Origin of the sequence: Micromonospora sp. LH3U1 (assembly GCF_028475105.1) — a bacterium.
In the GTDB taxonomy this organism is placed as follows: domain Bacteria; phylum Actinomycetota; class Actinomycetes; order Mycobacteriales; family Micromonosporaceae; genus Micromonospora.
Genome location: NZ_CP116936.1, coordinates 4793657 through 4814053 on the forward strand (window position 1 = coordinate 4793657; position 20397 = coordinate 4814053).

The 20397-nt window shown below is 72.4% G+C and carries 16 protein-coding genes; 5 read left to right on the forward strand and 11 right to left on the reverse strand.

Going from position 1 to position 20397, the window contains the following annotated elements:
- Positions 1-9 precede the first annotated feature (9 nt).
- The 8 genes from PCA76_RS21950 to PCA76_RS21985 form a co-directional block, all read right to left on the reverse strand.
- Positions 10-1401 carry a hypothetical protein gene (locus PCA76_RS21950; protein ID WP_272612362.1) on the reverse strand — a complete coding sequence of 464 codons (1392 nt, stop codon included), beginning with the start codon at positions 1399-1401 and terminating at the stop codon, positions 10-12.
- Positions 1398-2171 (reverse strand): neocarzinostatin apoprotein domain-containing protein, encoded by a 774-nt coding sequence (locus PCA76_RS21955; protein ID WP_272612363.1) that lies wholly within the window; start codon positions 2169-2171, stop codon positions 1398-1400. The genes PCA76_RS21950 and PCA76_RS21955 overlap by 4 nt, the downstream gene beginning before the upstream one ends.
- On the reverse strand, positions 2168-4978 hold the full coding sequence (locus PCA76_RS21960; protein WP_272612364.1) for an ABC transporter permease subunit: 2811 nt from the start codon (positions 4976-4978) through the stop codon (positions 2168-2170). Before PCA76_RS21960 ends, PCA76_RS21955 begins: the two co-directional genes overlap by 4 nt.
- Positions 4975-7065: an ABC transporter ATP-binding protein gene (locus PCA76_RS21965; RefSeq protein ID WP_272612365.1), complete on the reverse strand. Its 2091-nt coding sequence runs from the start codon at positions 7063-7065 to the stop codon at positions 4975-4977. Before PCA76_RS21965 ends, PCA76_RS21960 begins: the two co-directional genes overlap by 4 nt.
- On the reverse strand, positions 7052-8410 hold the full coding sequence (locus tag PCA76_RS21970) for a hypothetical protein (RefSeq protein WP_272612367.1): 1359 nt from the start codon (positions 8408-8410) through the stop codon (positions 7052-7054). Before PCA76_RS21970 ends, PCA76_RS21965 begins: the two co-directional genes overlap by 14 nt.
- The gene (locus tag PCA76_RS21975; RefSeq protein ID WP_272612369.1) at positions 8407-9600 is read right to left on the reverse strand and encodes a hypothetical protein; all 1194 of its coding nucleotides are present in this window, start codon (positions 9598-9600) and stop codon (positions 8407-8409) included. The genes PCA76_RS21970 and PCA76_RS21975 overlap by 4 nt, the downstream gene beginning before the upstream one ends.
- The gene (locus PCA76_RS21980; protein WP_272612370.1) at positions 9597-10625 is read right to left on the reverse strand and encodes a WxL protein peptidoglycan domain-containing protein; all 1029 of its coding nucleotides are present in this window, start codon (positions 10623-10625) and stop codon (positions 9597-9599) included. Before PCA76_RS21980 ends, PCA76_RS21975 begins: the two co-directional genes overlap by 4 nt.
- Before the next feature lie 72 nt (positions 10626-10697).
- Entirely contained in the window at positions 10698-12350 is a 1653-nt protein-coding gene (locus tag PCA76_RS21985; protein ID WP_272612371.1) for a hypothetical protein, read from the reverse strand.
- Positions 12351-12616: 266 nt separating this feature from the next.
- Here PCA76_RS21985 and PCA76_RS21990 point away from each other — a divergent pair, with 266 nt between their 5' ends.
- Positions 12617-13435 (forward strand): NAD(P)-binding domain-containing protein, encoded by an 819-nt coding sequence (locus PCA76_RS21990; protein WP_272612373.1) that lies wholly within the window; start codon positions 12617-12619, stop codon positions 13433-13435.
- A gap of 38 nt (positions 13436-13473) precedes the next feature.
- On the opposite strand, the gene PCA76_RS21995 is transcribed toward PCA76_RS21990, so the two are convergent.
- Together PCA76_RS21995 and PCA76_RS22000 are read right to left on the reverse strand one after the other, a co-directional pair.
- Positions 13474-14871, reverse strand: a complete 1398-nt coding sequence (locus PCA76_RS21995) for an FAD-dependent oxidoreductase (protein ID WP_272612374.1) — start codon at positions 14869-14871, stop codon at positions 13474-13476.
- Between the two features lie 236 nt (positions 14872-15107).
- A complete protein-coding gene (locus PCA76_RS22000; RefSeq protein ID WP_272612376.1) occupies positions 15108-16445 on the reverse strand; it encodes an MFS transporter in 1338 nt (445 codons plus the stop codon).
- Between the two features lie 928 nt (positions 16446-17373).
- On the opposite strand from PCA76_RS22000, the gene PCA76_RS22005 reads away from it, so the two are divergent.
- The 3 genes from PCA76_RS22005 to PCA76_RS22015 all read left to right on the forward strand — a co-directional run bounded on the left by PCA76_RS22005 (position 17374) and on the right by PCA76_RS22015 (position 19615).
- Positions 17374-17883 carry an SDR family NAD(P)-dependent oxidoreductase gene (locus PCA76_RS22005; RefSeq protein WP_272612378.1) on the forward strand — a complete coding sequence of 170 codons (510 nt, stop codon included), beginning with the start codon at positions 17374-17376 and terminating at the stop codon, positions 17881-17883.
- A gap of 19 nt (positions 17884-17902) precedes the next feature.
- On the forward strand, positions 17903-18376 hold the full coding sequence (locus tag PCA76_RS22010; RefSeq protein ID WP_272612379.1) for a MerR family transcriptional regulator: 474 nt from the start codon (positions 17903-17905) through the stop codon (positions 18374-18376).
- A 150-nt stretch (positions 18377-18526) separates the two neighbouring features.
- Entirely contained in the window at positions 18527-19615 is a 1089-nt protein-coding gene (locus PCA76_RS22015; RefSeq protein WP_272612380.1) for an epoxide hydrolase family protein, read from the forward strand.
- 38 nt (positions 19616-19653) lie between these two features.
- On the opposite strand, the gene PCA76_RS22020 is transcribed toward PCA76_RS22015, so the two are convergent.
- Positions 19654-19839: a hypothetical protein gene (locus PCA76_RS22020; RefSeq protein ID WP_272612381.1), complete on the reverse strand. Its 186-nt coding sequence runs from the start codon at positions 19837-19839 to the stop codon at positions 19654-19656.
- A 74-nt stretch (positions 19840-19913) separates the two neighbouring features.
- Between PCA76_RS22020 and PCA76_RS22025 the strand changes: the two genes are divergently transcribed.
- Positions 19914-20393, forward strand: a complete 480-nt coding sequence (locus tag PCA76_RS22025) for a hypothetical protein (RefSeq protein ID WP_272612383.1) — start codon at positions 19914-19916, stop codon at positions 20391-20393.
- Positions 20394-20397 lie beyond the last annotated feature (4 nt).

Here is a 20397-nt window from a genome sequence, read left to right on the forward strand (position 1 = left end):
TTCGCCGGTTCAGCTGCGTAGCAGACGGCGACGCCTCGGCAGCACCACGACCAGACCGACACCGAGCAGGAGCGCCGCGCTCGACCAGAGCAGCATCAGCGTCGTCACGCCCCCCTCGCCCGTGGTCGGCAGCGACCCACCACCGTCGCCGTCGCCGTTGCCACCGCCTTCGCCCTCGTCGTCGGTCGCGGCCCGCGACTTCACGGTGAACTTGGCGACGATCGACGTCTCCTTCGGGCCGGCGACCGGGTCGGCGCCGGCGTTGCACTCGGTGTCGACCTGCGGGTGATCGAAGACGATGTTGGTGACCGTCAGACTGACCAGGCCCGCCTGCGAGGTGGTGTAGGTCCCGGTCAGCGTCGCGCCGGGCAGGATGGCGAGGGCGTCGATCGCGCCGTACGCCGGGCCCTTCAGGTTCACCGTGCCGCTGCCCACCCCGCCGACCTTGACGGTCGCCTTGGGCACCAGATCACCGGCGCCGACCGGCACCGGTCCGCTCTTCGGGCCGGCCGAGAACTTCAGGCTCACCGTCACCTTGGCACCCCGCCCGGGGTTGCTGGGCGACATGCTCAGCGTGTGCGTGGCGGTCCACGCCGAGAGGCTGCTCAGCGTCTTGCAGTTCAGCTTCACGCTCTTCGGGCCGAACGGTTGGGCCGGCGTGTCGACCTCGTCGGTTGCCGTCGGCGGGTCGTCCGTCGCCGACGGCGGGAGCGACGGCGACGGTTTTGCGGAGGGCGACGGCGTTGCGGAGGACGACGGCGTTGCGGAGGCGGACGGGCTCGGCGGTGGGGTCGCGGTGCCGGTACCGCCGACGGTGAAGTTCTCCACGATGGAGGTCGGCACCGGTGCGGCCTTGTGGTCGCGGTCGCCGGCAGCCGAGCAGTGCGTCGTGGCCGAGGAGTTGGCGAAGGTGACCCGCCCGACGGTGAGCGTCGCCGCTCCGGCGGCGGAGGCGAAGTAGGTGCCGGTCGCGGTGATCGGGCCGAGCGGTTCCGCCGGGGCGACGGCCCGCGCGGGGTACGAGGACATCCGCAGCGTCGCGCTGCCGGAGAGCGAGCCGCCCAGGGCCAGCGTGACGTTCACCGGAACGTCACCGGCGTTCAGCCCCACCGGCCCGTTGTCGGGGCCGGTGAGCGCGGTGAGCGTGACGGTCACCGTGTCGCCGACCTTCGGCTCGGCCGGCGACTGGGTCAGGGTGAAGGTGTCCTGCCAGACAGTCGGCGAGCTGCCGGTACCGGCGTCGTTGAAGTAGAGCCGGCAGCCCAGCGTCGCGGCCGTGGGACCGATCGCCGCGGCCGGTGGCGCCGCCCGGGCGGGGACTGCCGCCGGGATCGTCAGCAGCAGCGGCGCCAGGACGAGCGCGGGCGCTGCCATCCGGACGGGGAAACGACGTCGGGTCATGAGGACCTCCGGTTCCGGTAGGGCATCAACACGAGCAGGCCGATGCAGAGCAACAGCAGGCCGGAGCCGACCAGCACGGTGACCGCGTACCGGTCCGGACCGGCGTTCACCGGGTTGGCGTTGACCAGCGTCGGGGCCGACGTGCCGGCGGCGCCCGCCGGCCCGGTCGAGGGTGGGGTGGTGGCGGCCGGCGTGGCCGAGGGTGCCGCCGGTGCGGCTGGGGTCGCGGACGGGGTTGCCGGTTCGGGCTTCTGCGCCGGCTTCTTGCCGAACGTCAACGTCACCGAGACCTTGTTGGCCTCGACCTGGTCGGCGTTGCCGCTCGTGGGCAGGATCTGCGCCGCGACCACGCACTCGCGCTTGGTGCAGTCGAACGCGCCGAACTTCTGGGCCAGCTTCAGGGTGACCGTGGGCAGCTTCCCGCTGCCGTCGGCGTTGACGAACGCGGCCCCGCCGGACAGGTTGCAGTCGGTCGGTCCCTTGAAACCGGCGACGCACTGACCGACGGCGATCTGCTTCAGGTTCGGGGTGAAACCCGAACCGTTGACGATGACCTGCTGCTTGTCCGTCAGCCCGGTGGTCGCGCTGACGGTGAGGGTCGGCGCGGCGAACGCGGCCGGGGGTGCCGCCACGACGGCGAGGCCGCTGCTGGTGGCGAGCAGGGCGGCGAGCGTGAGCGCCCGGCGGCGGAAGGTTCGCACGGCGATCTCCTGACAGGTTCGGCGCAGGCCGGCACGGGCAAGTGGCGGGGCGACGCGGAGCGGGCTCACGACGGCACCGTCGTACGTTGAGCGGGCACGCCGGAGCGGTTGACGGCGGCGTGGTCGGTACCGAGGTAGGAGCGGACCACGTCGGGGTGGGTGCGGACCTCCTGCGGGGTGCCGTCGGCGATGACCCGGCCGCCGTCCATCGCGACCAGCCGGTCGGCGAGCCGGGCGAGCAGCGGCAGGTCGTGCTCGATGATGACCATGGTGACCCCGAGTTCGTCGTGGATCCGGCGCAGCACCTCGCCCAGCGCGACGCCGTCGGTCTGGGACACTCCCGATGAGGGCTCGTCGAGCAGCAGCAGCGCCGGCTCCAGCGCCAGCAGGCAGGTGATCTCGACGATCCGGCGGGTACCGGTGGACAGTTCCCCGACCAACCGATCGGCGAGCGGGGCCAGGCCCATCAGCGTGACGAGTTCCTCGGCCCGGTGGCGTTTGGCCTGGTCCGGGGCGGTGGCACCAAGAGCTGCGGCGACGAGGCTCGTCGGCGCGGTCCGTTCACCGGCCACCATGACGGTCTCCAGCACCGTCATGGTGGCGAAGAGCCGGGCGTCCTGGAACGAGCGCACCAGCCCGAGACCGGCCCGCCGCTGCGGCGACAGCCCGGTGACCGGGCGGCCGGCGAACAGGACCGCGCCCCGGTCCGGGCGGGTGAAGCCGGCAATGATTTCGAACAGGGTGGTCTTGCCGGCGCCGTTCGGGCCGATGATGCCGACCACCTCGCCGGCGGCGACGTCCAGGCTGGCCCCGGCGACGGCCCGCACGCCGCCGAAGGAGCGGGCCACCTCCCGCACCGAGAGCAGCGGCTCGCCGGTCGCACCCGGTCGCAGTGGGACGGTGCGCGGCGGCAGCGTGATCGGGCCACCGGAGCTGGCGGCCTGCGCCGGCCCGGCCATCTCATCGGTGGCGGACGGTACCGGTGCGTCGCGGCCGCGGGCGATCAGCGCGGCGATCCGGTCACGCAGCCACAGCACCGGCCCGCCGAGTCCGGCCGGCAGCGCGATCACCACGACCAGCCAGACCAGGGTCAGCGCGGCCTGGCCGATGATGTCCAGTTCCAGGAATCCGGGTACGCCGACGATCAGGAACGCCCCGAGCAGCGGGCCGCCCAGCAGCGTGATCCCGCCGACCACCACGGTGGCGACGACGTCGATGCTGGCCGAGGCCGGGAACGTGTTCACGGTGAGCTGGGTCTGCCCGTGGCCGATCACCGCCCCGCCGAGACCGGCAAGCGCGCCCGCGACCGCGTACGCCTGCAGGACCCGCATCGGCACCGCGACGGTGAACGCGCGGGCGGCGTCGGCGTTGTCGCGCAGCGCCACCAGGATCCGCCCGAAGGCACCGGCGCGCAGGTTGGCGGTGACCCACAGGCCGAGCAGCAGCGCCACCAGCGCGAACAGGTAGTAGTCGGTGGCCAGGTCGAAGGTGTGGCCGAGGATGCGCGGCTTGGGCACCTGCGCGCCATCGCCGAGCAGCCAACCCTGCCGCAGCAGGAACGTGCTGGTGGCCAGCGCGAAGGCGAGCGTGGTGACGGCGAGGGCGAGCCCGCGCAGGCGCAGCGCCGGCACGCCGACCGCGACTGCGGCCAGCGCCGCCGCCGCGCAGCCGGCGAGGATCCCCAGGAACAGGTTGCCGGTCCGCACGGAGACCTGCACCGACACCGCGGCGCCGATGCCAGCGAACGCGAACTGGCCCAGGGACAGCTCGCCGGCCACGCCGGTGACCAGCCCGATCGACAGGCCGACCAGGGTGAAGCCGATGATCGCGATGAGCACCGAGGCGGTCTCATTGCTGATCACGAAGGCCAGCACGGCGGCGACGGCGAAGCCCACCCCGGCGACGACCCGGCCCAGGTTGCGCAGCAGCCAGACCCGCTGGTACGCGGCGGGCAGCGGCGGCGCGCCGATCCGGCCCCAGCCGCCGTCCTCGCCGTCGCGGCGCGCGCGGACCGGCTGGGCCAGCAGCGCGACCAGGATGACCGCGACCAGGGCCAGCTCGACGAGGCCGCCGCTGGACTGACCGGACAGCAGGATCTGCTCCCCCACCCCGATGCCCAGCGAGGCGCCGAACGCGATCGGGACGGAGGAGAACCGGGCGATCACCGCGCCGGCGAGGCCCCGCACCAGCAGGGCCGGGCCGAGCGACTCAATCGACTGGGTGCCCTGGGTTGGCGCCATGAGGATCGCCGAGAAGGCGGCCACAGCACCGGCGATCGACCAGGCCAGGGTCGCCATCCGGGCCGCGGTGACGCCGTTGAGGGTGGCCGCGTCGGGGGCATCGGCGGCGGCCCGGATCGCCAGCCCGAACCGGCTGCGCTTGAGAAACATGGCGAGCCCGACCAGCAGCACCGGAGTGAGCAGCAGCATCGCGGTGAACGCCGGGCCGACCGGGGTGTTGCCGATGGTGAACGACGGCATGCCGGGCGGCGCCGGGAACGCCGGGCCGCTGGCCCCCGAGCTGTTCACCAGCAGGGCGAGCACGAGCACGAACTGGGACAGCCCGAGGGTGGCGATCATGCCGATCACCCGGGGCCGGTGCCGCAGCCGGCGGACCACGCTCAGCTCGATCGCGCCGGAGACCGCGGCGGCGGCGAGCATCCCGACCGGCAGGGCGAGCCAGTACGGCAGCACCCCGTCACCGACCAGCCGGCCGAGCACGGCGGCGCCGAACACCCCGACCGCGCCGTGTGCGAAGTTGACGAACCGGCTGGACCGGTAGACCAGCACCAGCCCGACCGCCAGCAGCCCGTACGTGAGGCCGGTGAACAGGCCCAGCACGATGCGGTCCGGGCCGACGTCGAAACCGCCGATCATCGGATCACCGCCCCGTCCACCGGGGTGGCCTCCGACGCGGGCGCGTCCTGCGCCTCCGACGCGGGCTCGGCGGCCTGCGCCTGGGGCGCGGGCTCGGTGTCCTCGGCTGGCGCGTGGCCGCCGAGCATCAGGGCCCGGACCAGGTCCGGCTGACCGGCCAGTTCGCCCGCGGTGTGCTCGGCGACCATCGCACCCTTCTCCATGAAGTAGATCCGGTCGGCCAGCGACAGCGCCACATTGACGGACTGCTCCACCACCAGCACCGAGGTGCCCAGCGCGTTGAGTCGGCGCAGCATCTCCAGCAGGCCGCCGACGACGACCGGGGCCAGGCCGAGCGACAACTCGTCGACCAACAGCATCCGGGGGCGCTGGATCAGCGTCTTGGCGAGCACGAGCAGTTGCCGCTCACCGCCCGACAGGGTGGCGGCGACCTGGTCGCGCCGCTCGTAGAGGCGGGGGAAGACGGCGAACGACGCGTCGACCCCCCGGTGCACCGCGTCGCTGCGCCGGCCCAGCGCGTAGCCGTGCATGCGCAGGTTCTCGGTGACGGTGAGCGAGCCGAACACCGCCTGACCGACCACCGTGGACATTCCGAGCTCGATCCGGCGGGGCGCGGTCAGCGCGGTCACGTCGACCCCGCCGAGCCGGACCACCCCGGCGGCGGGGCGGTGCAGGCCGGACAGCACCCGCAGGAACGTGGTCTTGCCGACCCCGTTCGGGCCGCAAATCGCCACCATCTCGCCGTCGCCGACGCGTACGGCCGCGTCGTAGAGCACCTGGACCGGACCGTACGCCGCGTCGATGCCGGAGCAGGAGAGAGCGGCCGGGCGTGCGCCGCTGTGCCGTAGCCGGGCGACCTCCGCCTCGTCGGCGAGCACCCGGGCCAACCGTTCGGCGTCGGCGTCGGCGGTGCGCCGGAGCCGTCGGGCGTAGCCGGCGCCGACCAGCACCGCCGCCGCGGCCACCGCCAACGCCGGAACGGCGCCGTACCGGGTGTTGAGCAGGGCGAGCAGGCCGGCGCCGCCCAGGCCACCGGCCAGGGACAGCACCGATGTCGCCGCCACGAACGCGGGGCGGGCGTCGGGGTGGAGCACCTCGGCGGCGATGCGTTCGCCCGAGACGGCGAGCGCGACCAGCGCACCGACGGCGACGGCCAGGCCGGATGCGAACAGCACGACCCTGACCGTGGCGGGGGTGGCCCCGACGAACAGGGCACCGGCGGCGACGAGCAACCCGGCCGGGGCTGCGGCGACGGCGAGGCGCAGCGCCCGCTCGCCGCGCAGGAGCACCGCAAGCGCGGCCCCGGCGAGCAGCGCGTCGCCGATGACTCCGACGGCGCCGCGCGGACCGAGGCCGAACCCGGTGCGCAGCACGTCGGCGGCGAAGATCAGCGCGCCGGGCACGATCATGCCGAGGCTGGCCTGGGCCAGCACGGCGGTACGCGCGGTGGGTGGGCGGGTGGCGTTGTCGAACAGGGTGCGTAGCGCCGGTGGCCAGCCGGCATCGCCCGGCAGTTCCGCGGCGGTCGCCCCGGCCAGCACGCCGAGCGCCGCGAGGACGCCCGCCGCCGCCCAGTGGTACCCGGATCCGCCTGCGGCGCCGCTGGCGAGCAGTGCGGCCAGGCCGAGCCCGTTCAGCAGCCCCACGTGCCAGTACCGCAGGGCGGCCGTCGCGGCGGCGATCGCGCGGCCGGACACCACCAGGACCGCCCAGGGCAGTCCGAGCGCGGTGAGCGCGAGCAGCCCCGGCAGCGGGGCGGCTACGTTGACCACCAGCAGCAGCGCGGCGCCCAGCCCGGCGCCGGCGAGCAGCGCGGCGCGTACCGAATGGCGGTGCGGTACCCGCTGCACGACCGCCACGGTCGCGGCCGCGCCGACCACCGCGGCGGCGATCACCGCGGTCAGCACGCTGGTCAGGTCGACATCGAGACCCCGGGCGAGTCCCGCGGCGCCGAGCAGCGGCACCCCGGTCAGCAAGCCGCTGGCCGTACCCGCTCCCCAGCCCGCGCTGCGGGAACGCCATGCCCGCGCACCGTCGCGGGCGGTGCCCGGCGGAACGCTCCGACGGGTGTTGTCATCGGGTCGCAAAGGACACGTCCTCCCCGCGGTAGGTGAAGCAGGCGCAGCCGCTGTCGTAGCCGAACGCCCGGTAGCCGTTCGAGGCGGCGAACCGGTCCGGGCCGAGCCGCCCGGAGAATCCGGTGGCCGGCTGGAACTGCGTGTCGAGCCTGCCCACGGCCGCCAGCCACCGGTGCGCGTTGAGGTCCGCGCCGAGGTCCTTCGCGCCGGTCTGCAGCAGCAGGACCGCGTCGCAGTACGGGAAGGCCACGCGGGCGTTCTCGCGGGTGCCGAACGACTCCCCCGCTGCGGCGAAGATGCCCAGGCAGGCTCGTTCGGGGTCGGTAGCGGGGAAGGCGTACTCCCGGTCGGCGACGTCCTGGCTGGGGTTGAAGCCGATGCCCACCGCCCCGGTCAGCGCCTCGCGCGGAATGATGTCCGGGTTGCCGATCAGGAAGCTGGGATTGTCGTAGCTGGAGATGCCGTACCGGGCGGTGAAGCCCTGCGCGGAGGCGGAGGTGAGGAAGAAGGAGGCCAGCCGGGTCCCGCCGAGGAAGAAGACCCGCTCGACGCGCTTGGCCCGCAGGTCGACGGCGGCCTGGTTGAGCCCCGTGTTGAGGGTGCCCAGGTCGGTGGAGTCGATCCAGGCCACGGTCGGGGTGATTTCCCGCTGCTTCAGGTACGGCACCACGTGCTGCTCGTACATCGCGCGGTTGGCCGGTGCGTCGACCGCGACGATGCCCGCCTGCCGGGCGCCGTCGAAGAAGCCCTGCGCGGCCAGCGCCGGCAGGTACGCGCGCACGAAGTCGTCGTACGCGGGATAGGCCGGGGCGAACAGGTATGGCGCGAGGCGCTCGTTCGTCGCCTGGTCGATGGTGATCAGGGTGGCGTCGAGCACCAGGGTGTGCCGCTGCGCGTAGCAGGGGCGGGCGTTGGCCTGCAACTGGCCGGTGAGCACGACCGCGAACGCGCGGTCGTCCTGGGTGATCTGGTTGCAGAGCTTCTCCTCGGCGGCCGGTGAGTCGTCGCTCGCCTCGTAGTTGCGGAAGATCGCTCGCATCCGCCGGCCGGCGATGCCGCCGTTGGCGTTGACGTGGCTTTCCAGCGCCCGCATCTGGCGTACCGGGTCGCCGGTCGAGGCGGTGTTGAACCCGGTCAGGTTCGCCGTCTTGGTCAGGTCGGTGCCGACGAACACGACGGTGACCGCGTCGGCGGTGACGCCGGGCCCGACGCCGGTGCCGTCGGCGCCGCCCACTCCGGGCAGCACCGCGCCGCAGCCGACGAAGGCGAGCAGCGCGGCGACGGTGGCGATGGCCGCCCGTACCGTCAGGGCCCGGTCCCAGCCGGTGGTGTGGGTGCCAGGATCGCGGCTCATCGAGGGCTCCCGAGGTAGGTGTCGAGCGCGGCCAGATCGATCACGGCGGCGGCGCTCTGGTTGCCGGCGCGTGCTCCGGCCGGCGTGGCCGCGCCTGGGCGGGCGGCGAGCACCGCGTCGAGGGCGGTGAGGTCGATGACCGCGGTGCCGGCGGCCTCGGTGCCGGATCCGTTCGGCAGTCCGGCGTCGCCGAGCAGGTCCCGCAGCGCGGCGACGCTCAGGTGGGCGTTGGCCCGTCGACGTAGCCGGCCGGCGCCGGGAGCGTCGTCGAAGACGAGGTACGCCCCGAGCGAGCTGACCCGCACGACGGACGGCAGCAGCGTTCCGGCCGGGGCGGCGGCCATCGCGGGCAGCGGCGGGCGGTCGCGGCGGTTGGCGATGCGCCGGGCGATGCCCACGACGATCAGCGTCCCGCCGAGCAGGTGCACCAGGAACAGGGCCCACGGGTACGTCCGGAGCGTCACCTCGGCCGGGCCGAACCCGCCCAGGTCGGCCTGCACGGTGTACCGGCCGAACGCGGCGAACGGGGTGGTGACGGGCACCCGGTAGGTGCGTGTCTCGCCCGGCCGGACGCCGCCGGCACCGGGTGTGCTGATCCGGTCGCCGCCGCCGTCCCGGCCGATCCGGACGTTGAGGGGCGGGTTGGGCAGCGGGTGCGGCCCGGGATTGTGCACGGTGTAGACGAGGGTCCGGGTCGCGGCGGCGCCGAACAGGCTCTGCCAGCCCGGTCGGCCGGCGATCCTCGCCTCGACCAGATCGAGGCGGACCGGGGCGGCCGAGACGGTGGGGGTCTCCCCCATGGTGTGCCCGGTGAGTTCCAGCGGCGCGTCGACCTGGCCGCGCGCGGTGCCGCCGACCAGCGTGGCGTGCACGACGCACGGGCAGGGCACCGGCGGGGTGCCGAGCACGAGTTGCACCGCGAAGGTGCCGTCCGGGCGCACCGGAACGGCCAGGGCGGCCCGTGTGTCGCAGGAGGCCGAACCGCCGATGGCGAGTTGCCCACAGGTAACGAGCTGGACCAGTGCGCCGCCGGGCCAGCCGGTGCCGTTCACCCCGAGCCGGTCGCCCGGTGCCGCCGCCGGGGCGGCGAGGGTGAGTCCCTCGGCTGCCCACGCCGGCCCGGTGGGCAGTGCCAGGCCGATGACCAGCCCGCAGACGACGGCGGTCAGGGTGCGTCCGATCCTCGTCATCCGACCTCCGCATGCGCGCGGACGCGTCGGACGCCCCGGGGGCGGGCCACCTGGGCGCGGCGGTGCCTGCGCCAGGCCACGACTGCGACGGCGATCAGCGCGGCGAGTGCGGCGACGCCGGTCCAGGAGACGACGACGGTACGGGTGGTCCGCACCGTGAGCACGCCGCCGTCGGCCTTCGCCGTCACGGTGGCGGTGACGAGGTCGACCGGCCACAGCCCGGTGAACCGGGTACGCATCCGCGACTCGGCGCCCGGAACCAGGTCGAGTTGTGGGGTGGCGCCACGCTGGTGGATCCGGTGTCCGAACATGCCGGAGGCGGTGACCGTGATGGTGGGGGCGAGGCGCAGGTTGCCGGTGTTGGCCAGGGTGTATTCCAGGGCACCGTCGACCGGCGTGGGCAGCCAGGGGGTGGGGTGGTCCAGATCCAGGTCGGCGAGGTTGAGGCCGGGCATCTCCGGCCCGGCGATCCGCAGGTAGATGCGGGCGCCGACGGCCCGCTGCACCGCGACGGCGACGCCGTTGTGCTCGCTCCGCCCGCCCGGGACGGACTCCATCGCGACGATGCCGCCGATGTGGTCGCCGGGGCTGGCGTTCGTCGGGATCGTGATGGTGAACGGGATGTCGGCCTGCGCCTTGGGCGGGAGCACCACGGTGCCGGCGCCGACCACCGTCCACACCCCGATGTCCGACTGCTTCTCGGTGAGCTGGCGCAGCGCGAACCCGCCGTCGCGCGCGGTGTTGTAGGCGTCCGCGCCGTACACGGTGAAGGTGCGCTCGGTGTCGGTGCGGTTGATCACCCGCACCGAGTCGGTGAGGGTCCGGCCAGCGGGTGACTCGAGGAAGAAGTAGAGCCGGGGGGTGGGCCCGGCGTTGGCCGGCGGGGTGGGCACGACGGCCCACTCGCCGTTGTCCGCCGCGCCGGCCGGCCCGATCGGGACGACGGTCAACGCGACGGCGGCGGCAGCGGCGGCGAGGGCTGCCGCGCCGGTGCGGAGGCGGCGTGGCCAGAGGGGGTGACGCACGCGGTTCCACCCTTCGACTGGTTGGTGTGGGGGCGGCCGGCTCGGCCGACCGCCCCCACCTCGAGGCGGTCCTCAGCTCAGGGTGAGGGTGAGGGTCGCGGCGTAGGTGCCGGCGAGTTGGTTCGCCGGCACGGAGAGGGTCAGCCCGGCTGAGGCGTCGAAGCTGCCGCCCGTACCGGTGGCGCTGGTCGGTGCGGAGCAGAGCGTCGCCGCGTCGACCGTGCCCGGGGTGCCGGCCACCGCGGTGACCGCGTTGGTCGCGCCGGCGGTGTCGACGCAGGCCGGTGTCCAGGACAGGTTGTTCTTGGCGATGGTTCCGCCCGGGGTGCCGGTGAAGTCGGTGACCGTGCCGACGAGGCTCCACCCGAAGGTGCTGCCCCGGTGGTCGGTCACCGTGACGGTCGACAGGTTGCCCGTCGCCGTCTGTACGCTGCCGCCGACGGTGACGCCGGAGAACGGGATGTTGCCGGTGCCGGGGGCGCGAGCCATCGACAGGTTTCCGGCGGTCACGGTCTCCGACAGGTTGTACGACAGGGTGCAGTTGCCGGTCGTGGCCGAGCCGGTCTTGGCGGTGCACGAGTCAGCCGACCCGGTCCAGGCGGAGATTGCGAACAGGGCGCCGGACTGCGCGCCGATGTACGCGGTGGTGCTGTCCGTGACGGTGAAGGTGGCGTTGATCCCGCCGGTGGCGCCGGCCGTGGCCGTCGTTGCCGGGTCGCTCGTCGCGGGCGGCGGCGGGGCGCCGGTGAGCGCCTTGTAACCGCCGATCGTGACGGTGCTGCCCGGGTTCCAGTTGGTGCCGCTGACCGTCACCACGGTGCCGGAGCCGCCACCGCTGGGGGTGATCGCGATGCCCGGCGAGCCGAGGATCGTGATCGGGACGGAGACCGTGTTGGTACCGTCCGAGACCGCCACGGTACGTGCTCCCGTGGTGGCGCCGCTGGGCACCGTGAGCGTGCCGGTGCCGGCGCCGGCGGCGTCGGTCGTGCCCGTGCCGGAGCCTTCGGCCGTTCCGGTGCCGTCGGCCGCGCGCAGTGTTGCGGTCAGGGCGGTGGACGGCGCGAGACCGGTCACCGCGTAGTTGATGACGTTGCCGGCCCGGGCAGCCCCGGTCACGGTCTGGCCGGTCACCGAGGTGACCGAGACCGTGCCGCCGAAGACGGTGAAACTCTCCACGATGGAGGTCGGGACCGGTGCTGCCTTGTGGTCCCGGTCGCCCGCGGCGGAGCAGTACGTCTTGGCGATCGGGTTGTTGAGGATCACCCGGTTGACGGTGAGCGTCGCGGCTCCGGTCGCTCCGGCCACATAGGTGCCGGTGGCGGTGATCGGGCCGGTGGGGGTGTTGCCGGGGATCGGACCGGCGGGGTAGTTGGTCTGCTGGAGGGTGACCGGGCCGCTCTGCGAGCCACCCAGCGCCGCCTCCACGACGATCGGCACATCACCGGGGTTGATCGCGACCGGGCCGTTGTTCGGACCGGTCGCCGCGGTGAAGGTCACCGTCACGGTCTGACCCGGGCTCGGCGTCGCCGGCGTCTGAGTGAGCCCGAACGAGTCGGCCCAGTTCGTCGGCGAGCTGCCGGTACCGGCGTCGTTGAAGTACAGCCGGCATCCCAGGTTGCCCGGGGTGGGGCCGTACGCCTGCGCGGGGGACACGCAGACCGCGGTCGCGGCGGCGGCCAACGCCGCCACGCCCACCGCTGTTGCCGTAGTTCTGAGCAATCCCATTGCGGTCCCGCTCTCCTTCCTGTGGGGAACGGTGCACCCCTGGCTGCTGTTTCGCTAGCGGAAACAACAGTTTCCAAAATTGGATAGGTTCATAAAGGCAGCCAGCCCGCCCTCCTGTCAATAGCCCGACAGGCGATTTGACGCCGGCCGATGTGATCGACTCCGCGGACCACCGCAGCGCCGGCGGCGGGTTCCGCGGCACGGCCTTGGCAGGGGACCCGAGATGGGGCAGAGTGTGGAAACAGCGTTTCCATGAGGAGGTCCAGGTGCGTTACGTGATCATCGGGTGCGGCAACGTCGGCATGGAGCTGGCCCGTCGTTGGGTCTCGGCCGGCCACCAGGTGATCGGCACCACCACCTCCCCTGACCGGGTGCCCGAGCTGGCCCCCGTCTGCACCGAGGTGGCGATCCTCCGTGGCAGCGACCGTCCGGCCGTCGAGCGGGTCACCCGGGACGCCGACGCGGTCGTGCTCACCGTGAGCCCGCGCATCGCCCGAGCCTTCGACGCCGACCAGCGCATCGCCGAGTACGCCGACACGCTCACCGCGTCCGCGCGCACCGCCGCCGTTGTGCATCCCCGGGTGGTCTTCACCAGTTCGGTGTCGGTCTACGGTGCCGGCCATGGCGCGCTGGTCGACGAGGCCACCCCGGTCACCGACGACCCGGACGCCTCCCCCCGCAACTTCGTCGCCGCCGAGGCCGCCGTGCTGGCCGCCCCGCGCGGCGCCGCGCTGCGGATCCCCGACGTGTACGGGCATCCGCGCGACCTCGACTATCCGACCCGGGTGAAGCTGGCCCACGAGATGCTCGGCGGCAGCGTGCCGTTCTCGGCCGAGGCCCTGCACTACCGCATCGACTACCGCGACGCCGCCGCCGCGCTCGACTTCGTGGTGACCCGCGACCTCACAGGCGTGTTCAACGCGGTACCGGACGCGGTCGTGCCGCAGACCAACCAGGCCGTCCTCGACGAGCTCTGCGCCGCCGGGGGTTGGCCGGCGCTGACCTACCGGGGTGAGATCAGGACCCCGTTCGTGCCGATCAGCTCCGGCAAGCTGCGCGCGGAGGGCTTCGCCTTCGCGCACTGAACGCATTCGTTCACTGTGGACATCAGGCCGAGACCGGCTCAGCCGGCGGTCCCCGCGAGCCGACGCCCGACCAGCCGACCGAAGGCCATGGCCGGCGTCAGGCACATGCCGGAGCAGAACGCGTTGCCATTGACAGCGGCGGAGCCGATGACCTCGCCGACGGCGTACAGACCGGGGATCGTCGTGCCGTCCGCACGGCGGACCCGCAGCAGCTCGTCCACGTCCAGGCCGGCGAACGTGATCAGGGTGACCGGATGGTTCTCCAGCGCGTAGAACGGCGGCTCGACGATCGGCGCCGGCAGGTACGTTCGGCCGAAGTCGACATCCCGGCCGTCGGCGACGAAACCGTTGTAGCGGGCCACCGTGGCCGACAGCCCCGCCGGGTCGATGCCGGCCAGCCCGGCGAGCTCCGCCAGCCCGGACGCCCGGTGCACGCCGCGGCGCCGGCCGCACTGGGCGTCCAGGTCGGCCGCGCTCCAGCCGTGCACCATCGGGTACGACTCGCGTAGGGCATGGGCGTCGAAGACCGTCCAGAAGGTCATCCGGTCGACCGTGGTCAGCACTCGCTCCTTGTGGTCGATGCTGGGCTCATCCTCGGCGATCCAGCGACTTCCGGCGCGGTCGACGTAGATCTCCCAGGGCGGCCGCTCCGGCGCCACCAGGTGCGGCCGGTGCGCCCAGTCGACCCGAAGGTCGCCGTCGACCGGGGGCAGCCCGCCGAAGGTGGGGATGTAGCGGCCCAGGCCCTGCAGGCCGGCGCCGACCGACCGGCCCATGAGCAGGCCGTCGCCGGTCGAGGTGGGCGCCGCCGAGGTGGTCAGCGGCGCACCCTCCAGCTCGGCGAACAGCTCCGGCGCGTACCCGAATCCGCCGGTGGCGAGCACAACGGCGGGTGCCCGCCACCGTGCGCCGTCGGCGGTGGCCACCCCGACCACCGCGCCGCCCTCGGTCAGCAGCTCGGTGACGCGCACCTCGCAGCGCAGATCGATGCGGCCGGCGGCCCGGTGCGCGTCGAGCATCGGGCGCAGCACGGCCAGAATGGCCGGACCGCCGGGGACGGTGGTGGCGTGGACGGTCCGCGGCGTGCGGTATGGCTCGTGCCCGTACACGATGCGGGGCGTACCCGGATCGACGGTGAGCCCGGCGGTGAGCAGCCACTCCAGCACCGCCGGCTGTTCGCGCAGCGTCAGCCGGGTCAGGTCGGCCCGGGCGGCGCCCCGGCTGATCCGCCAGACGTCGTCGAAGTGCCGCTCGGGGTCGTCGCTGATGCCCCGCTCATGCTGCAGCGAGAAGCCGCCGGCGGACAGGTGCCCGCCCGAGTACGGCAGGGCGCCCCCAACGTCCGGCGCCTTCTCCAACAGCAGCACGGTGCCGCCCGCGTCGGCGGCGACGATGGCACAGGCCAGGCCACCCGGCCCGGCGCCCACAACGATCATGGTCGGCACACCCACCTCCGGCACTCGTCGCGTTTCCGTGGAAGTGACAGTGTTTCCATAAGATCGGACGCCGTCAAACGTCCTGGGCGAGCCGTTCGGCAGTGATCGCCGTGTGCCCGTAGCGTTTCCAGGCCCGGCATCTCGGCACCGTGGATGCGGGCGGGATCGGTGAAGTACCGGTACGAGTGACGGGCCGCCCAGCGATTGCGCCGAGCACCGCGGGTGCGGCTGGGGTTTCAGTCCACCGGGTGGTTGGGGATCCTCGATCGGACGGCCAGGCCGTACAGGCAGGCCAGCCCGGCCAGGATGCCGAACAGGACGAACGGGCCGGCGGGGCGCCAGTTGTCGTACAGGGTGCCACCGGCGGCGAACGCGATCATGATGCCGATGCCGCCGCTGAGCGCGAACGTTCCGATGACCGAGCCCCGGGTACGGCTGGGAGCCTGTTCGGCGATCAGCACCTGACTGGAGATGACGGCGCTGACCTGGCCGAGCCCGATCAGCGCGGCGACGGCGTAGCCGAGCGGGCTGAACGGGTCCCCGATGAAGATCGTGGCGGTGTAGCCGAGGGCGGCGGTCCCCAGGGAGATCAGCACCGCGTCGGTGCGGGACAGCCGGTCGGCGATGATGCCGATGGCCGGTGCCCCGATCAGCGCGATGCCGTTGGCCACTCCCAGCAACAGACCTGCCTTGGCCAGCGCCTCGGCCTCGCTGAGCCCGAGGTGTTGGGTGCCGTACTGCTGTGCCCAGAGGGTGAGGTAGGCGCCGACGAGCGCCAGGTCAGCTCGGGCGACGAAGGCGCTGAGGTAGGCGAAGGAGACGCCGGGGCGCCGGATCTCGGCGACGCCCTCGCGCAGCAGCCTGGGGATCGGGATGTGCTCGGAGTGCGTTGTCGCCAGCCCGCCCCGGAGGGTGAGCCGCATCAGGATCGCGGTGAGCAGGGCCAGCCCGCCGACGATGAGGTAGGTCGCCCGCAGCGCGGCGATCGTGTCCATCCCGATGCCCTCGAAGATGTCGGGCAGTTTGATCAGCACGAAGAACGTGACGAGCGCGCCGAGACCGTTGCAGAAGCCGAGGATGCCGTTGGCCCTGCCGCGGGTGGTGTCCCGGACGTAGTCGGCGACCACGGCCGTGAGCATCACGGTGACCATCGCCACGCCGACGGCGGCGACACCCCGGGCCAGGTAGTAGGGCAGGACCGAGCCGAGGAACGGTGCCATGCCGACGCCGAGGCCAAGCAGAATGTAGCCGCCGACCACGATCGGGCGCCGTCCGAGGCGGTCGGACCAGGCACCGGCCAGGCCGACCGCCGCGATCAGGACGATTTCGCTGATCAGCCCAGCGGTGCCCACGATCGAACCCTGCTCCCCCTTTGGCACACCCAGGATGGAGGTGAGTAGTGCCGTCTGCGCGGCCGGGATGAACGTGAACGTCATGATCGACGTCAGCGCCAGCCAGTAGTACCCGCTGATGTTGGTCCGGGTCGTGCCCGGTGAGAGCTGGAGTGGGCCGAACGTGGTGGTCTGCTCGCCAACCTCCGGCGCGGCAGCGGTGTCTTGCTGGCTGCGATGCACGCTGGCCCCCTCTGCCCTGCGATGGCATGAATGGAAACGCTGTTTCCACACACTAGCGGGTCAGGGCCCGGACGTGATGGCGTCGGTGCGGCGCATTTCTCGCCGCCCGGTCCCGGTCCGGCGCCGTCGACCCGTCCCCGGTTGCGCAACCGGCGGGCTCAGGAGGCCGACGACGCCGCCGGCGTGTGCGAACGGAAAGCGGGTCAACGGCCGGAAGCGGTTCATCGTCACCGACACCCTCCGGCCGCTGGTCACGGTCTGAGTCCTGGCCGCGGCCTGGCAGGACCGCGACAGCGCCAAGGGCGCACTGCTCGCCGCGGTGGCGGCCACCCCGATCCGGCACGTGTCCGCCGACCAGGGCTTCGCCGGTTGGCTCGTCGGCTGGGCCGCCGCGATGCTGGACCTGACGCCCGCACTGCCGGTCTCAGTCCGCAGAAGCGCCCGCAGCGGTGTCGCTGGATTCCGCTTCCAGATCGTTCGGCCGCTTATCTTGGTTTCGGTCACGCGTCACCTTCCGACGCGCTGACCGGGCCAGCATGGATGGCTAGCTGCTCACCTAGCAGACCGAAACGCAAACGGTGCGCGCTGCAGTCGATCTCAGCGCACACCGTGGGCAAATCATTTGTGTCCGAGGGGCGACACGATCCTTTGCCCCACCGCCGTTGACGCTAGGCGCAACTCTGAAGCTCACGCAAACATAGCTGCGGTGGTGACCTCTTCGGATCCGCCAAAGTGGTCACCACAGAGAATGCGCTATCACGGCGCCTCGCCCACGGCGACCACCTGCACATACGGCGCGCTCCCCGGCGTGCACCGCGTCGAAACCGAGATCGTCGCGCAGAGGATCAAGCGGGCGGGACCGCTCGTCGCCTCCGGAGCCTGAGCGCGGCTTGCTTTCAAGCGCGCTCGAAGCTCTAGCGTCGGCACCATGACCACGACGAACGAGACGAAGACATGGATCATCACGGGCGCCAGTTCGGGCCTCGGTCTGGGGCTGATGTCGTTTCCCGCCGTCGGTAGCTACTCAGCCGGCAAGTTCGCGCTTGAGGGCTGGTCGGAGGCGCTGGCGGGCGAGGTCGCACCGTTCGGCATCCGCGTCCTCATCGTCGAACCCAGTCGCTTCCGCACCGCGTTCAACGCCGCGGACGTGCTCAACACAGCGCGGCAGAGCTCGATCTACGACGGGGTCACCGGTGCCGTGCGCGCGAACATGGCGGGGGCCGACGGCATCCAGGAGGGCGACCCGGCACGCGCCGCCCGGGTGATCCGGGACATGCTCGACACACCCGACGCGCCGCTCCGGCTCCCGCTCGGTGCCGAGGCGGTTTGCAACCTCACCCGCGTCTACCGTGGGGCGCTCGACGACGTCGAGAAGTGGGCGTCGGTGAGCGAGTCGGCGGACTTTCCAGGCATGCCGCTCGCGGTTCGCGCGTTCTGATCGCCGTACGCTGATGGCCATGGCCACCGAGGCGCTGATCGAACGGATCCTCGCTGCCAGCGACGGGCCGTTCTCGTCGACGATCGACGCGCTGCACGAGCTGCTCGACGACGCCACCATCGAGGCCTCGACGGCGCCCAGGAGTGTCGCCGAGGCCGCCCGGCTTGTCGGCCTGTCGACGCACACCCTCCGGTACTACGAGCAGGAGGGACTCGTGCGGCCCGCCCGCAACGCCTCCGGGTACCGCGAGTACTCCGCATCCGACCTGCGCCGCCTCGTCTTCCTCACCCGGATGCGCCTGTCCGGCATGACCATGACCGACCTCAAGCGCTACATCTCGCTCGTCGAGCAGGGCCCGAGCACCGTCACGGAACGCCGACGCATCATGCGCGACCAGCACGACCGGATCACGCGGCAGATCCGTGAGCTCAGGCTGGCGCTGGAGACCACCGAGTACAAGATCCGCGTCTACGACGGGCACCCGGAAGGCTGACCCAGTCCAGCCGTGACGGTCCCCCGAGCGTCCGCACGCCTCGGCGATTCACTCGGTCACTGACTCCGTTGCCGTACACGAGCAGGAAGGCCACCAGCCTGCCCATTCGGGCGGCTGCCGAGTGACTCCCTGCGATGGAATCATGATCGGGTGACGCCCTTCCACATCGATGTGCCCGAAGCCGTCCTGGACGACCTGCGGGCTCGGCTTTCGCGGACAAGGCTCGCGCCAGCCGCCCCAGGAGAGCCGTGGGCCGCCGGCACCGACCCTGGGTACCTGGCAGGTCTGGTGCGGTACTGGCTCGATGGATTCGACTGGCGTGCGGTCGAGCGTGCCCTCAATCGGTACCCTCAGTTCGTCACCACGGTCCGAGGCACGCCGGTCCACTTCGTTCATGTTCGCTCGGCATCGCCCGACGCCACGGCGCTGACCCTGACCCATGGCTGGCCCAGCACGTACACGGAGATGCTGCCCCTGGTGTCCCGGCTCGCAGACTTCGACCTCGTCATACCCAGCCTGCCCGGCTTCGTCTTCTCCGGACCACTCGCCGAGGGCCCGACGACCGAGGCGGCTGTCGCGGACGTGTGGGCTGAGCTGATGACCCGTTTGGGCTACGACCGCTTCGGCGCCTACGGTGGCGATATCGGGTCCGGCGTGTCGACGTGGCTCGGCGCCCGCCACGCAGATCGGGTCATCGGGGTCTTCTCGCAGCACATCAAGTTCCCGCCAGCGGACCGCAGGGGCGACCTCAGCCCAGCCGAGGAGGCGTTCATCGCCATGCTCGACGCGAAGGCCCAAGATGACTGGGGCTACGGAATCCTCCAGGAAACACGGCCCGACACCCTTGCGGCCGCGCTGAGCGACTCGCCTGCCGGACTGGCCGCATGGATCATCGAGAAGTACCAGCGCTGGAGCGACTGTGGCGGCGACATCTCCCGCCGGTTCGGCTTCGACGAGTTGCTGACCACCGTGGTGCTGTACTGGGTCACCAACTGCATCGGCACGTCCTTCCGGCCCTACCGTGACGACCGCCTGGCCCCACATCTGCCAATGGTCGCCGTGCCCGCCGGTATCACGGTCAGCGTGGAGGACGCCGGCCTGCCCCGGTCGTTCGCCGAACGCACCTACGCCAACCTCACCCACTGGCGCGAGCCAAGAGTCGGCGGCCACTTCTTCGCCCAGGAAGAGCCCGACCTGCTCGCTGCCGACCTGCGCGCCTTCTTCAGCCCGCTGCGGTAATCCAGGAGCTCAACCGGCGGCACCGCTGCTGGTTCTGCTCAGGGTGCAAGGCCGGCCTGGATCGCCAGGGTGGCGGCTCGTACCCGGTCGCGACTGCCGGTCTTGGCAGCACGTTGGTCGGTCTCCCGAGCGGTCAACTGGTAGGCCGCCATTTTGCCGTCGGCGGCTGGGACCTTGACGTGGCCGATCCGCAACCACTGAGCGGCGGCAGCCTCCAGGTGCATCAGTAGACAGTCAGTCGGGTAACCAGATCCCAGGCCGGCGCCGCACGGCGCCGGCCTGGGATATCCCTGCGGAGGTGACGGTGGTACACCTGCTCGGCAGCGTCAGCGGCACGGTCGCCGCCGACCACGGCCTGTTCCTCGTGCTCGACGAGCGCGCCGACGATATCGGCGACCCCGACTTCAGTCAGGACCGCATCTGCTGGAGCGGGCGCGACGCACTGTTTGTCGCCAGCCCGTCGAACGCCACCTGTCGGGCGTCGGTGACCGTGCAGGCGTGGGACGGAGAACCCGCGGGCGTCGACTCCACGACGTGGCCGGATACCGACAGCACCGAGGTCACCCAGCGGACCGGCACCGTGTACCTGTCGCACCTGCTCGACATGGCCCCCGTAAGCGACTTTCTGCCAGTAGGCCCTCCCGGCCGCTACCGGGTACGCGTCGACGTCGCAGGCCGGGCCCAGACTCGGGCGTTGCTGCGCTCGCCCGACTTGGATCCGGTCGGGCGCACCGTCGGCCCCGAGCGGATAGTGATCGGTTTCTGGCCGGCCTGCTGACCGC

Coding starts and splice junctions, on each gene's coding strand:
- PCA76_RS21950 (WP_272612362.1), bottom strand. CDS start 1,401: ATGACCCGACGTCGTTTCCCCGTCCGGATGGCAGCGCCCGCGCTCGTC.
- PCA76_RS21960 (WP_272612364.1), bottom strand. CDS start 4,978: ATGATCGGCGGTTTCGACGTCGGCCCGGACCGCATCGTGCTGGGCCTG.
- PCA76_RS21970 (WP_272612367.1), bottom strand. CDS start 8,410: ATGAGCCGCGATCCTGGCACCCACACCACCGGCTGGGACCGGGCCCTG.
- PCA76_RS21975 (WP_272612369.1), bottom strand. CDS start 9,600: ATGACGAGGATCGGACGCACCCTGACCGCCGTCGTCTGCGGGCTGGTC.
- PCA76_RS21985 (WP_272612371.1), bottom strand. CDS start 12,350: ATGGGATTGCTCAGAACTACGGCAACAGCGGTGGGCGTGGCGGCGTTG.
- PCA76_RS21995 (WP_272612374.1), bottom strand. CDS start 14,871: ATGATCGTTGTGGGCGCCGGGCCGGGTGGCCTGGCCTGTGCCATCGTC.
- PCA76_RS22005 (WP_272612378.1), top strand. CDS start 17,374: ATGACCACGACGAACGAGACGAAGACATGGATCATCACGGGCGCCAGT.
- PCA76_RS22010 (WP_272612379.1), top strand. CDS start 17,903: ATGGCCACCGAGGCGCTGATCGAACGGATCCTCGCTGCCAGCGACGGG.
- PCA76_RS22020 (WP_272612381.1), bottom strand. CDS start 19,839: ATGCACCTGGAGGCTGCCGCCGCTCAGTGGTTGCGGATCGGCCACGTC.